Source organism: candidate division KSB1 bacterium (assembly GCA_024655945.1).
Lineage (GTDB): Bacteria > Zhuqueibacterota > Zhuqueibacteria > JANLFK01 > Oleimicrobiaceae > Oleimicrobium.
In genome coordinates this window covers 22,675-36,893 of the sequence record JANLFK010000005.1, presented here as the reverse complement: position 1 = coordinate 36,893, position 14,219 = coordinate 22,675, and the positions used below count along the sequence as shown (strand labels likewise).

General features: G+C 62.5%; 11 protein-coding genes. 10 read left to right on the top strand and 1 reads right to left on the bottom strand.

Features of this window, described 5'->3' with window-relative positions:
• The first annotated feature begins 78 nt into the window (after positions 1-78).
• From carA to NUW13_08000, 10 genes are all read left to right on the top strand, one after another.
• The gene (gene carA / locus NUW13_08045) at positions 79-1,146 is read left to right on the top strand and encodes a glutamine-hydrolyzing carbamoyl-phosphate synthase small subunit (protein ID MCR4438976.1); all 1,068 of its coding nucleotides are present in this window, start codon (positions 79-81) and stop codon (positions 1,144-1,146) included.
• Positions 1,143-4,334 carry a carbamoyl-phosphate synthase (glutamine-hydrolyzing) large subunit gene (gene carB, locus NUW13_08040; protein ID MCR4438975.1) on the top strand — a complete coding sequence of 1,064 codons (3,192 nt, stop codon included), beginning with the start codon at positions 1,143-1,145 and terminating at the stop codon, positions 4,332-4,334. Before carA ends, carB begins: the two co-directional genes overlap by 4 nt.
• 193 nt (positions 4,335-4,527) lie before the next feature.
• On the top strand, positions 4,528-4,860 hold the full coding sequence (locus tag NUW13_08035; protein ID MCR4438974.1) for a DUF4190 domain-containing protein: 333 nt from the start codon (positions 4,528-4,530) through the stop codon (positions 4,858-4,860).
• Between the two features lie 179 nt (positions 4,861-5,039).
• A complete protein-coding gene (locus NUW13_08030; GenBank protein ID MCR4438973.1) occupies positions 5,040-6,623 on the top strand; it encodes a M20/M25/M40 family metallo-hydrolase in 1,584 nt (527 codons plus the stop codon).
• Between the two features lie 35 nt (positions 6,624-6,658).
• The gene (gene asnA, locus NUW13_08025) at positions 6,659-7,702 is read left to right on the top strand and encodes an aspartate--ammonia ligase (protein MCR4438972.1); all 1,044 of its coding nucleotides are present in this window, start codon (positions 6,659-6,661) and stop codon (positions 7,700-7,702) included.
• A 45-nt stretch (positions 7,703-7,747) separates the two neighbouring features.
• Positions 7,748-7,882, top strand: coding sequence for a hypothetical protein (locus NUW13_08020; protein ID MCR4438971.1), 135 nt, complete (start codon positions 7,748-7,750; stop codon positions 7,880-7,882).
• Between the two features lie 24 nt (positions 7,883-7,906).
• Positions 7,907-8,518, top strand: coding sequence for an L-threonylcarbamoyladenylate synthase (locus NUW13_08015; protein MCR4438970.1), 612 nt, complete (start codon positions 7,907-7,909; stop codon positions 8,516-8,518).
• 18 nt (positions 8,519-8,536) lie between these two features.
• On the top strand, positions 8,537-9,673 hold the full coding sequence (locus NUW13_08010; GenBank protein MCR4438969.1) for a C40 family peptidase: 1,137 nt from the start codon (positions 8,537-8,539) through the stop codon (positions 9,671-9,673).
• Entirely contained in the window at positions 9,670-10,653 is a 984-nt protein-coding gene (locus NUW13_08005) for a GNAT family N-acetyltransferase (protein ID MCR4438968.1), read from the top strand. Before NUW13_08010 ends, NUW13_08005 begins: the two co-directional genes overlap by 4 nt.
• A 78-nt stretch (positions 10,654-10,731) precedes the next feature.
• Positions 10,732-11,589, top strand: a complete 858-nt coding sequence (locus NUW13_08000) for a DUF1848 domain-containing protein (GenBank protein MCR4438967.1) — start codon at positions 10,732-10,734, stop codon at positions 11,587-11,589.
• Positions 11,590-11,603: 14 nt separating this feature from the next.
• Here the strand turns inward: NUW13_08000 and NUW13_07995 are convergent, their stop codons facing one another.
• Positions 11,604-13,946, bottom strand: a complete 2,343-nt coding sequence (locus NUW13_07995; protein ID MCR4438966.1) for a family 10 glycosylhydrolase — start codon at positions 13,944-13,946, stop codon at positions 11,604-11,606.
• Positions 13,947-14,219 lie beyond the last annotated feature (273 nt).

Here is a 14,219-nt window from a genome sequence, read left to right as displayed (position 1 = left end):
CAATGGCGTCCGCATGGGGACGCCATTGCCGTATGCAGACGCAAGAACGAGCGGCTTGGCTACCTGTTGCTGGGAGCAATGGAGAGACACAAGGCGAAACTACTTCTTGAAGACGGCACCGTGATGTCGGGATGGGGCTTCGGCTCCGCCGGTTCCACCGCCGGCGAGGTGGTTTTCACCACAGGCATGGTGGGCTACCCGGAGTCGCTCACCGACCCTTCCTACAGCGGGCAGATCCTTGTGTTCACCTACCCCCCGATGGGGAACTACGGTGTGCCAGGTGATGAGCCCCGCGGCCCTGTCTCCGCAAAGTTCGAGTCCCAGCGCATTCACGTGTCGGGCGTGGTCGTCTCCGAACTCTGTGACCAGCCGAGCCATTGGGACAGTGCTCTTTCTTTGGACGAGTGGCTTCGCGCTGAAGGGGTGCCGGGGATCTTCGGGGTGGATACGCGCATGTTGACCAAACGCCTGCGGGAAAAGGGGACGATGCCGGGCAAGCTGGTGGTGGGAGCTGGGCGAGAGCCGGCCCTTTGGGACCCAAACAAGGAGAACTTGGTCGCCAGGGTCAGCGTGCAGGAGCCGCAGCTTCTCGGCGACGGAACCAAGCGGGTGGTGCTCATTGATTGCGGCTGCAAGCACGGCATCCTGCGGAGCTTATTGGCCCGCAAGGTGAGCGTGCTCCGCGTGCCCTGGGACTATGACCTCTCCCGCGAAGACTACCACGGGGTGGTGGTGTCGAATGGCCCTGGTGACCCCAAGATGGCCCGTGCCGCTATCCACACCCTCCGCAAGGTGCTGGAAGGGGAAAAGCCCGTGCTCGGCATTTGTCTCGGGAACCAGCTCATTGCGCTCGCGGCCGGGGCGAACACCTACAAACTGAAATTTGGGCATCGCAGCCAGAACCAGCCGTGTATCGAGGTTGGGTCCAAGCGGTGCTTCATCACTTCGCAGAACCATGGGTATGCGGTGGACACGCGCACCCTGCCCGAGGGGTGGGAGCCGTGGTTCGTGAATGCCAACGACGGTACCAACGAGGGTGTGCGTCATCGAGCGAAGCCATTCATGGGAGTGCAGTTCCATCCCGAGGCCTGCCCTGGGCCGGTGGACACAGGCTTTCTCTTTGACGAATTCGTGGGGCTGTTGTGAACGCTCTTCCCAAAAAGGTACTCGTGCTGGGCAGCTCGGCCCTGAAGATTGGCGAGGCTGGCGAGTTCGACTATTCTGGCAGCCAGGCCATCAAGGCCCTCAAGCAGGAGGGGGTCACCGTCGTTCTGGTGAACCCAAACATCGCCACCATCCAGACTTCGGACTATCTTGCCGACGAGGTTTACTTCCTGCCGGTGACTCCGGAGTTCGTCACGCAGGTGATCGAGAAAGAGCGCCCTGATGGTATTTTGCTTGGCTTCGGGGGGCAGACGGCCCTCAACTGCGGCTTACGCCTGCACGATGAAGGGGTGCTCGACCGGCTCGGGGTCGCAGTGCTGGGTACCTCGGTGGAAGGGATCCGCCGCACCGAGGACCGCGGCCTTTTTGTGGAGTGCCTGACCGGCATTGGCGTCAAGACCCCGTGCAACCAGGCGGTCACCTCTACCGAGGAAGCGGTGAGCGTGGCCAGGAGCATTGGCTATCCGGTGATGGTACGGGTGGCCTATGCCCTGGGTGGACTTGGCTCCGGCGTGTGCGTGGATGAAGAGGCCCTGCGCGAGCGGACCAGCAAGGCCTTTGCGTTCACCCCGCAGGTGCTTATCGAGGAATTTCTGGACGGGTGGAAAGAGGTCGAGTACGAGGTGGTGCGCGACCACTTCGACAATTGCATTACCGTGTGCAACATGGAAAACTTTGACCCCATGGGCATCCACACCGGTGAGAGCATTGTGGTCGCGCCGAGCCAAACCCTCAACAACCGTGAGTACCACCTCTTGCGCGAAGTGGCCATCAAAGTGGTTCGGCACCTCAAGATTGTGGGGGAGTGCAACATCCAATTTGCGCTCCATCCGCGCGATGAAGACTACCGCGTCATCGAGGTCAATGCCCGCCTGTCGCGCAGTTCTGCTCTTGCCTCCAAGGCGACTGGCTATCCCTTGGCGTTCGTGGCCGCGAAGTTGGCGCTGGGGCACAGCCTCACCGACTTGGAGAATTCCATCACCAAGGTGACGAAGGCGTGCTTCGAACCGGCTCTGGACTATGTGGTGGTCAAGGTGCCGCGCTGGGACCTGAGCAAATTCCGCATGGTCTCCCGCAGAATTGGCTCTGGCATGAAGTCGGTGGGTGAGGTGATGGCCATCGGCCGCAAGTTCGAGGAGGCGCTGCAAAAGGCCCTGCGCATGTTGGAAATCGGCGCGGTGGGACTGGTCGCCAACTGCTGGCACCCCATTGCGGACTTGAAGAGAGAGCTGTGCGAGCCCACCGATCGCAGGGTGTTTGCCATCGCCGAGGCGCTGAGGGCCGGTCTCTCTGTGGAGCGTGTGTACGAGCTCACCCACATCGACCCCTGGTTCTTGCACAAGATTGCCAATATCGTTGCAATCGAAGGTGAGCTCAGCCGGACCAAGAGCGCAGTTTCTGCGGCGCTGCTGCGTCGGGCAAAGCAGCACGGATTCAGCGACCTCCAGATAGCCCGCCTCACCGGATTGAGCGAAGCCCAGGTTCGTGGGTTGCGGAAACGGCGCGGCATCGTTCCGGTGGTGAAGCAGATCGACACCTTGGCGGCCGAGTATCCCGCGCAGACCAACTACCTCTATCTCACCTACAACGGCAGCGAAGATGACGTCCCCGCAGGCCACGAGCAGGCGGTGATGGTGTTGGGTTCCGGCGCGTATCGGGTGGGGAGTTCAGTGGAATTCGACTGGTGCTGTGTGAGCACCGTCCACACCCTGCGCCAGTTGGGCTACCGCACTATCATGGTGAACTACAATCCCGAGACCGTCAGCACCGACTATGACGAGTGTGACCGCCTGTACTTCGACGAGCTGAGCTTCGAGACCGTGCTGGATATCTACGAGAAGGAGAACCCGCTCGGGGTCATCATCTCCGCAGGGGGACAGATCCCGAACAATCTGGCAATGAAATGCCATCGCGCGGGCGTGCGCGTGTTGGGCACCTCACCGGTGGACATTGATCAGGCCGAGGACCGGCGCAAGTTTTCCGCCCTCTTGGACAGTCTGGACATCGACCAGCCTGCATGGGAGGAACTGGAGAGCTTGGCCTCGGCCCAGGAGTTTGCGCGAACGGTGGGTTACCCCGTCTTGGTGCGACCGTCCTACGTGCTGAGTGGCGCGGCCATGAGCGTGGCCTCCAACGACGCCGAACTTGCCCGCTACTTAGAGCGCGCCGCTGAGGTGTCCGTCGACCACCCGGTGGTCATCAGCAAGTTCTTCGAGAACGCCAAAGAGATCGAAATCGACGCGGTGGCCAAGGATGGGCAGCTGGTTGTGTACGCGGTGACCGAGCACGTGGAGAACGCCGGTGTACACTCGGGGGATGCCACCATCGTGTTGCCGCCGCAGCGCACCTATCTGGAGACCATGCGCCGGGTGCTGCACATCACGCGCCGCATTGCCGAGGCCCTGCGTATCAACGGACCTTTCAACATTCAGTTTCTGGCCAAGGATAACGAGGTCAAGGTCATCGAATGCAACCTGCGCGCCTCACGGAGCTTTCCATTTGTGTCCAAGATCGCCAAGGTGAACTTTATCGATCTGGCTACCAGAGTGGTCATGGGTCTGGAAGTGCCGAAGAACTCTCGCTCCCTGCTCGACTTGGAGTACGTGGGCGTTAAGGCCCCCCAGTTCTCCTTCACCCGCCTGGAAGGTGCGGACCCCACGCTCGGGGTGGAGATGGCCTCGACAGGAGAGGTTGCCTGTCTTGGCGATGATTTTGAGGAGGCATTTCTCAAGGCTCTCCTTGCGGTAGGGTATCGGCTGCCCATCAGGTCGGTTCTTCTGTCAACTGGCCCTATCGAGAGCAAGGCGGAGTTCTTAGGCAGCGCCAGGGTATTGGCCAGCATGGGCATTACTCTGTACGCCACCGGCGGCACTTGTCGCTTCTTGGAGGCGAACGGCGTGCACTCCATCCATCTCCACTGGCCGCTGAGCGGCAAGTCGCCCAGCACCGTGCAGTACATCAGCCAGGGGAAGATCGACCTGGTCATCAACATCCCCAAGAACTATCAGGAAGAAGAGCTTACCAACGACTACATCATCCGCCGCACCGCCGTGGACTATAACGTGCCGGTGATTACGAACATGCAACTGGCGCGGCGTTTTGTCGAGGCCATGGCGCGAAAATCGCCCGCCCAGTTGCAGATCAAGAGCTGGCGCGAGCACGGCCTTTGACTGCTCCATTGCCCGCCAGCGTTGGGCAATGACCTTGCCCCTTGCACCCAACCGGCAGAGCGTGAGCGGAAGGTCCCGGTGGCACGCTTGATGCTTTGCCCCTTTTCTGGCTTGACTTTCTCGTGTACAAAACTTAAATTAGCGTTGCAAACACTGAGAGGGTTCGAATCGCGCCTTGGCGGAGGGAGGACAGATGAGCGAGAATCCGGAGTCCGTGCAAAAGACCAGTGCCAGTGGGCAAGCTGTGGCCGCCTTTGTCTGCGGCCTGTGCGCAGTCCTTTTTGGCAGCTGGTGTTGCTGTCTCTGGTTGCCCTTGGGGGTGATTGCCATGGTGCTTGGCAAGCAGGAGGAGCGCGCCATCGCCGAGGGCAGGTCTCCTGTGCAAGGGCGCGCCTTGGCGCAATGGGGATTTTGGCTTGGGCTGGTGGGCCTCATCATGGGCGTGCTGCTGGTGGTGGTTATCTCGTACTTCCTCAGGTATTGGCTTACCTTCCCGGGACGACTGTCGCATATTCGTTCCTTCTGAGGAAGCGCGAAAACAGGAGGTAGGCCGGAGGTACACCACTGCCCCTTTGGCAGCCGCGGCAGGAGGCGCATCGCGCCCCAGGGAGAGACTGCAGCGAACGGATTAGGCAAAGCTGACGCGGGCAAGGGTCGGGTCCTTGGCGGTGCGCAGGCACGGCAAGGGTGGTGCCGGGAGTCGAGGTGAGAAACAGAGCGATTTTTCGAGCATGGGCGGCTTCACTGGCCAGCTTGCTGCTGGCCAGTGGGCTCAGGGGCCAACCCCGCCAGGTGCCTGAGAGGGGCCTCGGTGCGATCACGGAGCAGAGCGTACGCTCATGCGTTGCCTTCTTAGCCTCGGACGGCATGCGGGGGCGGGACACGCCCAGTCCTGAGCTGGATAGCTGCGCAGCGTTCCTGGCCACGCGCATGCGGGCAGCGGGCCTGCTGGCGTTTTTCCAGCCGTTCAATCTCTTAGGGGCGCGCCTCGGGGAGCCGAATAGTGTGGTGTTGACCGTGGACGAGAAACACTTTGTCTACCGGCTCCGCCAGGATTTTGTCCCGCTCTCCCTGAGCAGCAGCGGGGAGGTGGACGCCCCAGTGGCCTTTGCCGGCTATGGCATCACTGCCCCTGAGTACGGCTACGACGACTATGAGGCAGTGGACGTGCGGGGCAAAGTGGTGCTGGTCCTCACCCACGAGCCGCAAGAGCAGGATTCGAGCAGTGTGTTTGACGGGACGCGAGAAACGGAGCATTCGGCCCTGCAGCAGAAGGTGTGGAACGCGCACGCTCGTGGCGCCGTGGGCGTGCTGGTGGTGACCGACCCGAACAACCACCGCTTCGAGCGTCCGGCAAGCGAGTGGACATCCTCCGGAAAGTTAGGGCGTGGATGGTCAGCGTTCACTTTGGAGGAACGCCAGGGGGCGTCTCTGATCGTGATGCGCGTGGGCAAACGCCTGGCCGAAGATGTGCTTGCGCCGAGCCGGCGCTCCCTGAGCAGGCTGCAGGCGGAAATCGACAGTCTACTTGTGCCCCAGAGCTTTGTCGTCCCTGGGGTGACGGTGCACATGTGCGCGAACCTGGAGCAGAAACGCCTGCCCACCCAGAACGTCGTGGCCGTGCTCAGAGGCGGAGACCCGAAGCTCAGGGACGAGGCGGTCGTCATTGGCGCGCACTATGATCACATCGGGACGCGCAACGACACGCTGGTTTTCAACGGGGCGGACGACAATGCCTCAGGCACGGCAGGCTTGGTTGCGATTGCTGAGGCGTTTGCTGCGCTCGGGAGTCCCCCAAGGCGCACGGTGGTGTTTGTTGCCTTTGCCGGGGAGGAGAAGGGCCTGTACGGTTCGCGCTACTACGCCGCCAACCCCGTCTTCCCCTTGCGCACCACGGTGGCGATGTTAAACGTGGACACGATCGGCCGCAACGACACCGCCGCCGTGGAGGTCGACGGCACAGGGCATTTTCCCTGGTTGCGTGACGTGGTGGAAAGGGCCAATGCAAGCATTGGGCTGCGACTCCGCTACAGCGCGCGCAAGACGGCGCCTGCATCCGATGCGACACCATTCTACTGGCGGAGGGTTGCGGCGCTCAACTTCACCACCGGGCTGCACCAGGACTATCATCAGCCCACTGACGACGTGGACAAGCTGATGCTCCCACACCTTGTCGAAGTGGCTCGCTTAGTGTTTGGCACGGCGTGGCTGCTGGCCAATGAGGACTTGTTGCCCTATGTCGGGCAGGAGCCTCACGGCTCTGCTGTTCGGCAGAGCCAGCGGCAGTAGAGGGCTGACCGCGCATGTCCGAGATCGAATGCGTCATGGCCGACACGACAAGGCTCGTGCTCCCTGCGGATTACCTCCCGCGCCTGGGGTTGCGCGAGACAGAGCACGCCATCAAGTTCATCAAAGACCGCTTTGAGGCAGCCTTAGCGCGGGAGCTCAATCTGACCCGCGTTACGGCGCCGCTTTTTGTGCTCGCCAATAGCGGCGTGAACGATACTCTGACAGGCAGGGAAGCACCGATTTCGTTCTGTGTGGCCGACCTGGCCACGGAGGCAGAGGTCGTGCAGTCGCTGGCCAAATGGAAACGCCTGGCCCTGGCAGACTATGGCTTTGGCCCCGGGGAAGGGCTGTACACGGACATGAACGCCATAAGGCCCAACGAGACGCTGGACAATCTCCATTCGCTGTACGTCGACCAGTGGGATTGGGAGTTGGTGATGACCGCTGAGGAGCGGCGGCCGGCGTTCCTGAAGCGCATTGTCCGCAAGATCTACAAGGTCATCCGCGCCATGGAAAGGGCGGTGTGCACGCGGTTTCCGCAAGTTGGCCCGCCGTTTTTGCCGGCGCGCATTGCGTTTGTTACCGCCGAAGAGCTTGCGCAGCGGTATAGCGGCCTCGCGCCACGCGCCCGCGAAGATGCCATTTGCCAGGAGCGCGGGGCGGTGTTCATCATGGGCATCGGTGCGCCGCTGAGCGATGGTCAGCCTCACGACCTGCGCGCCCCCGACTACGACGACTGGACGACCACGATGGATGGTCAGACCGGACTCAACGGCGACATCTTGGTCTGGTACCCAGTGCTGGGATGCGCGATGGAGCTTTCGTCGATGGGGATCCGAGTGGACCAGGACGCCTTGCGTAGGCAGCTCGCGGCCTGTGGAGAACAACGCCGAGAGATGCTCTACTACCACCGGCGCCTGCTGCGCGGAGAGTTGCCTCTCTCCATCGGCGGCGGCATCGGACAGTCGCGACTGTGTATGCTCTATCTGCGCAAAGCGCACATTGGCGAGGTGCAGGCGGCAATTTGGCCGAAAGACGTCAGAGAGGCGTGCCGCAAACATGGCATCCCGTTGCTGTGAGCCGATCATGGGGCTCAGCAGAGACCGTCGGGAGGAACACGAGCAATGGCTGGACGCAAGATCGACAACCGACAGAAGAAGGTGGTTACCCCTAAGCGGGAGTATGGTAAGGACCGCGGGCACTTCCAGCGGCAGAAACAGGCGCAGCGTCGTCAGCAGGGCGGCGCGCCAAAGCGTTAATCACACAGGAAGGAGGCAAGCGCTGTGAAACGCCTGCTCATCAATCCGAAAAACCCGCAGGGGAGGCTCATCCGCCGCGCGGCGGCGGTGCTGGCCGACGGCGGGGTGGTCTGCTACCCCACCGACACCGTGTATGGGATCGGGTGCGGCATATTCCACAAGAAGGCCAGCGAGCGGATCTACAGGCTAAAAGGCAAAGGGCACAGGGATCCGCTGAGCTTCATCTGCCCGAGCCTGCAAGGCATCGCCCAGTATGCGCACGTCTCTGACCATGCTTACCGGATTATGCGCAGGCTCTTGCCCGGCCCCTACACGGTCGTTCTCCCGGCCACGCGCTTGGTGCCCAAAATGATGCTGTCCAATCGCAAGACCGTGGGCATCCGCGTACCGGACAACCGCATCTGCATGATGCTGTTGGAAGAGTTCGGGAAGCCCATTGTCAGCACCAGCGCCTCTTTGCCCGGCCGTGAGATTCTTCATGACCCCGATGAAATTGCCGAAGCGCTTGCCCCCCACATTGACCTTTTCTTGGACTGCGGCCCGCTGGGGCTGGAGCCGTCGACCGTAGTTGATTTGACCGGGGAGGAGCCGGTGATAGTGCGCCAGGGCAAGGGGCCCATTGACCTGCTGGTCTGAAAAATGAGGAGAGAGAAGGTGAGAAGGGACCGCTTTTTCGCCAGCGCAGCCATCGTTGCTGCCGTCGCTTTGCTTGCGGGTTGCGTGCGCATTCCGACGGTCACCCCGGAGATGCAGGCGACCGTTGAGCAGGTGGGAAAGGAGTTTTGCCCAGACGAGCGCCTGGCGTTGTACGCGGTTCAGGCACACCCAGGGGTCAACGGGATTGTGCTCACCGGGCAGACCACTTCGGCGGAAGCCAAGCAGGCCCTGCTTTCGCGGCTGCAAGGGGTTGGCCAGATCCCCCTGGTGGATAGCATCGTGGTGCTGCCCGACCCGCAACTGGGCGAGGAACGATTCGGCCTCGTGCGGGTCAGCGTCGCCGACCTGCGCAAGGAGCCTTCCTTCAAGGCCGAACTCTTAGATCAAGTTCTGCTCGGACACAAAGTGGACTTGCTCAAGCGCAATCGGGGGTGGTACTTCTGTCGTGCGGAAGACGGCTACTTGGGCTGGATCGCCGACGAGAGCATAACTCCGGTGCACGCAGCTGGGTTGCGGGAGTGGGAGAGCAAAAAGCTGCTGGTGGTCAAGGAGCATTGGGCGCGCGCGTATGCCTCGCCAGGAGAAGGCGCAGGGCCGATCAGCGATCTGGTGCGCGGCAATTTGTTGGCGGCAGTCGGCGCGCGGGGTGCCTGGTACGAAGTGCTCTACCCGGACGGACGCGTGGGCTTTGTGCACAGCAGCATTGTGGCCGATTATGACTCGTTGCGTGCCCACATCGTCGCCACGCCCGAGGCCATCGTGGCCGACGCGCGGAGCTTCATAGGCTACCCCTACGTGTGGGGCGGCACCTCAGCCAAAGGCATGGACTGCTCGGGGTTGACCTTCATCGTGTTCGGCTGGCACGGGATTGCACTGCCGCGCGATGCCAACATGCAGGTGACCGTCGGGGAGCCGGTGCCCATCGATTCCACCTTCAGCCAGGCGCGCCCCGGGGATCTGTGTTTTTTCGGTCCCAGCCCGGAACGGATTACCCACGTAGGCATCTACGCAGGCAACTACCAGTTCATCCATAGCAGCGGGATGGTCAGTCAGGACAGCTTCAATCCCAAGGATCCTAACTTCAATGCCTACCGCACGCGCACGCTGCGGCAGATCAGGCGAGTGCGCAGATGAGTACTGCGACAAGAGTGGGCGTCAACATCCGCCCGTTGCTCAGGCAGGATCTGGTGCCCATAAGCCGCCTCATCGCTGAGGCTTTTACCACGGGGCGCGAGGAGGACGGGTATGCGGATATCCACGTGCCGCCGTGTCGGATCGAGATGCTGGAGATGTACCTTTCCACGACGCCCCCTGGGTGCATCGTTGCCCAACGGGGTGATACGGCAGTGGGTGTTGCCTTCTCGCACCTCTACGGCACCACGGGATGGATAGGCCCAATCGCCGTTGCGCCGCAATGGCAGGGACGGGGCGTGGGTACGCAGATCACGCGGCACAGCGTCGATTTCCTGATGAACTCCGGGTGTGCCACGATTGGCTTAGAGACCATGCCGCGCAGCTCTCGCAATCTCGGCTTCTACCTGAAGCTGGGCTTCGTGCCGCAACAGCTCACGTGCGAGCTGATACGCCCGGTGGCCAGAGCCGGGGCGACGGAGTTGAGGGCGGGTATCCAGGTGCGGCGGTTCAGCCAGGAAGATGAGCATGGTTCTTGGTCTTTCTTGGGCAGAGCGGCCGAACTGGCGAACGGCGTGGCCGAGGGGACTGACTACGCGCCGCTGATCCGGCAGACGCGAACATTTCGCTTTGGGGAGACCTTCCTTTTGGAGCGGAACGGGAGCGCCCTGGCGCTGGCCGTGGTGCACACCGAAGCGTACTTCATGGGACAGCAGCGCAACCTCGCTCGCTTAGTCGTCGGGGTGGTGCCGGAGCAGTGGCGCGAGGAACTTTTCCCTGCGCTCGTCAATTTGCTCGAAGTGCACGCGCGCCGGGAGGAGCTGGAACTGCTCTGCCTGCGGGTGCCGGCAAACAGCCATTGGGCCCTGCGCTGGGCGCTGAACCACGGTTTCAAGATCATCCATTCCGACCTGCGCATGACCTTGGAGGGCTATCCAGAGCGCGTGAAGGGTGGGGCAGTGCATCTGAACAGGTGGGAGTGAAAAAGCACGGGGCACCTCCCGGCTTACGGTGCACAATTCGTGGGATGCGATGCGGTGGGCGATGGGCTGGCGACAAGCATGACCAAAGCGCAGCGCGCAAAGCGCGGCGGGCCTCCAACCACGAAAGTCATCTCCGCAAGTCGCCGCGTAGACATGGTGGCGGGCTATCCGGATGAGCTGGCCGCCATCCTGCAGAGCAGATTCTCCCCGGACGAAGTGCACACCGTCGTCATCTGGACCAAGAATGGCGCTAACCTGCTGCTGCATGCCACGCTGCGCAAGGCCCTCTTGCGCTTTGAGCAGTTGTACGTGCACTACAGCATCACCGGCATGGGCGGGACGTTTCTGGAGCCAGGCATCCCTCCGGCCCAAGAGGCGCTGGCCCACTTGCCGGGGGTGATCGAGCTGACCAGAAGCCCAGAGCGGGTGCGGCTGCGCTTCGACCCCATTGTGCATTTGCGCCTCCCGGACGGACAGCGCTACACGAATCTGCCCCACTTTGCCGAAATCGCCGCAGCCTGCGCCGCGCTTGGGGTGCGCGACGTGTCCACGAGCTGGTTGCAGGTCTACCGGAAAGTGGCAAACCGGCTAGGGCGCGCCGGCATAGAGCCGGAGGAGCCGAGCGCAGAGGCCTGGGCAGAGGAGGCGCGCCAGGTGTTGGAGGTGGCCGCGCGCTTCGGATTGCGGGTGCACGGATGCTGTGTGCCGGGCTGGCCGCCTTCACGGTGCATCGACGGCTTTCTTCTGACGAGGCTGCACCCGCGAGGGTTGGCCTGTTCCACCCGGCGCGCCACAGGACAAAGGCCGCTTTGCGGTTGCACGGAAAGCATAGACATCGGGTGGTACAAGAGCTGCGTGGGCGGCTGCCTGTACTGCTACGCCAACCCCAAGCCCATTGGGACTGAGAAAGCAGCCCTACCCCTTATCCTGCCGTAGTGCAGGCTTGTTTCCTACTGCTCCTGCCGTCCGAGGGAGGTTCCCGGCGCTCGCACCCACCTGCTCAGCCTGCTCGGCCCGGCAGCGCCGGTTTCCAAGACGTAGAGGATATCACCGGCAGCGCAGAGGGCAACGTTTTTGGGGGCACGCAGGGGCGGCGACCCACCGTGGAGAAAGCCGACCACGTTCCCTTCCCCGTCCAGAACGGTGATGCGGCCGGCAGGCATGTGGGAAACAAAGACCGTCCCTCGCCGGTCGGTATGGACACTGCCCTTGCCGATCCCGCGCACGGGCAAGCTGCCTTCTCGCTGGTACTGGGAGCTCGTGCCGCTAACCTCGCCGCGCCATACCTGCACCGTTCCTTCCGACTCGCTGGCCACGTAGACTCTGCTTCCATCCGGGGAAGCGGCTAAGCCATTTCCCACTGAGCCATCCCCGAAAGGGCCGTTTTCCATCTCCTGCCAGGTGGCATCGTAGACGTGCCAAAGCGCCCGGCCACTCTCTGAGACGAAGGCATGGCCGAAGCGGTCGAAATCTATGCATCCCACAGGATAGGGCAGCTCGAGGCCAGGGAGGCCTCGCCCGTCAGGGCCAAAGCGGAAGATGAGCCCCGGGGACGTGGCACAGCCGATGTGGATGACGCCCCGACCGTCCACAGCCAGGGTAGTCGGACTGCGCAGAGCCACAAGTTGATTGCTGGCGGTGAGGCCCACGCGCACCGGCGAGGAGTCTTTTTCGCTTCCATCTGGGGCAAGCACATGGGCGCAGCGGTCTTCAAGGGAGCTGACCCACACTTGGCCAGTGGAATCCACTGCCACCGCCGCGGCGTTCCACACCAGCGGGCCATACTCGCCTTGACAAGAGAAGAGAGGCTGGCTGAAGTCGACCACGATGGCCGTGACCGGACTGTAGCCGAGGTTGCGCCTCTTGGGGTCGGCGTTGTCTCTGGCAAAGACGCGGAGCAGCAGCTCGGTTCCTGCCCTTTGAGCTGGAACCTCCTGGTCGGTGATGTACCAACCCTCCTGCGAGGACAGGGCAGACATCCGGAGTTCGCGCATCTCCTCTCCCTTGCCCGCCATGCTCCACACCAGGTGTACACCCTGGCCTTCCGAGCCGGTACTGTCGTCGTACACACCACTCGGGTCGCTGATGTGGCAGAGCACCTTGAACGGCTCCCCTTCGCGGACCACCGGCGGGGCGGTGAACAACGCCGGGATGAGTGGCCCCTGTACGTCTTTGGGCGAAGTCTTCCAGGCCAGCTCAGGCAGCGGCGTGGGTTCGGGCTGCACCGCCATCAGATTCTGGACAGCCCCAGGGGTGGCCGCGTGCTTCGGGAAAAGGGCCTGGTAGGAGAACAGGGCAAAACCCTGGGCGCCAAGGCGGCGTGCTATCGCCACCTGGGTGCGCCAATCTGCGGTGGCATCGATGCCAGGACAGACCAAGCGGCCTTTGTCGTCCTGGAGGTGGTCGGCGGCCAGGCGGCGAAAGAGGGTAGTGTCGCTGGTGTAAATCATGGGGAAGAGGACATCGATGATCCCCATGGCCAGCCAGCGGTGGCTATCCTGCAGGAAAAGCTGTTTGCCGGTCTGCGGGTCACCGATCACCGCGCTGGAGACCACCGCATCAGGCCTACGAGCCTTGACGGTGCTATAGAGCACGGTGAGCAGGCGGGTCAGGGCGCTGCGGCGCCATTCGTCCCAGGCGGCCGGCGCTTCTGCAGGCGAGCGACCATCGTTGTACAGGCGAAACTGCATGAGCGAAGGCAAGTCAAATGAAAAGCCCGGTCCTGGAAAGCGGAAGTAGTCCAAGTGGATGCCGTCTACGTCGTATCGCTCGAGGAGCTCAACGAACAACCTGTGTAGGTAGGCTTGTACCTCCGGATTGGTGGGGGAGAGCCAGGTGTAGTGGCTGTTAAGGTGTTGCACGGCGCCCTCGGGATCCACCATGAACCAGTCACGGTGGGAATTCCAGAGCTGCTGCGGGTTGGCCGGGGGAGCCGTCCCGCGCCAGCCCGGGTAGACGTTGACCCAGGCATCGAGCGCAATGCCCCGCGCGTGCGCCTCGTCGATGGCCATCTGCAAGGGATCCCAGCCCGGGTCCTGGCTTCCAAACTCCTCTGCCCAGGGTTCGATGCTCGAGCGATAGCAGACCGTGCCGTTTCCTCTGACCTGAAAAAGGAGAGTGTTGAAATGGTACTGGGCGGCGTTTTGCACGATGGCGCGCACGTCTTCGGCTGTGCGATAGTCCCAGCGCGTGACCCAGAGGGCACGGAGTTCGCCGCCGCGCACGGCGAGCGGTGCCAGCAAAGATACAAATGCAAACTTAAGGGTAATGCCTCGAAGAATGCGGTGGCCCATCCTCACTTCCTCCACACGAACTACCATTTGAGTAACCGAGCTTCCCTTGCGTGGAGCTGTTTTCTTGCAGGGCAATATAGCAAAAATGCGCACAATTGCAAGAGCTTTGTGCAAGGCCTGGCGGAGGTGGCAGGCCGCAGCGCCCTTGTCAGCTCCAGCGCATGCCACGGGGACACCGGGTACGCCCAGCGCTGCTATGGTTGGCAAAAGGATGAGCAAAACGAAGCCGCCCGTGGGGCACATCACGGTTCATAGTGGCGGAATCGGCTGGTT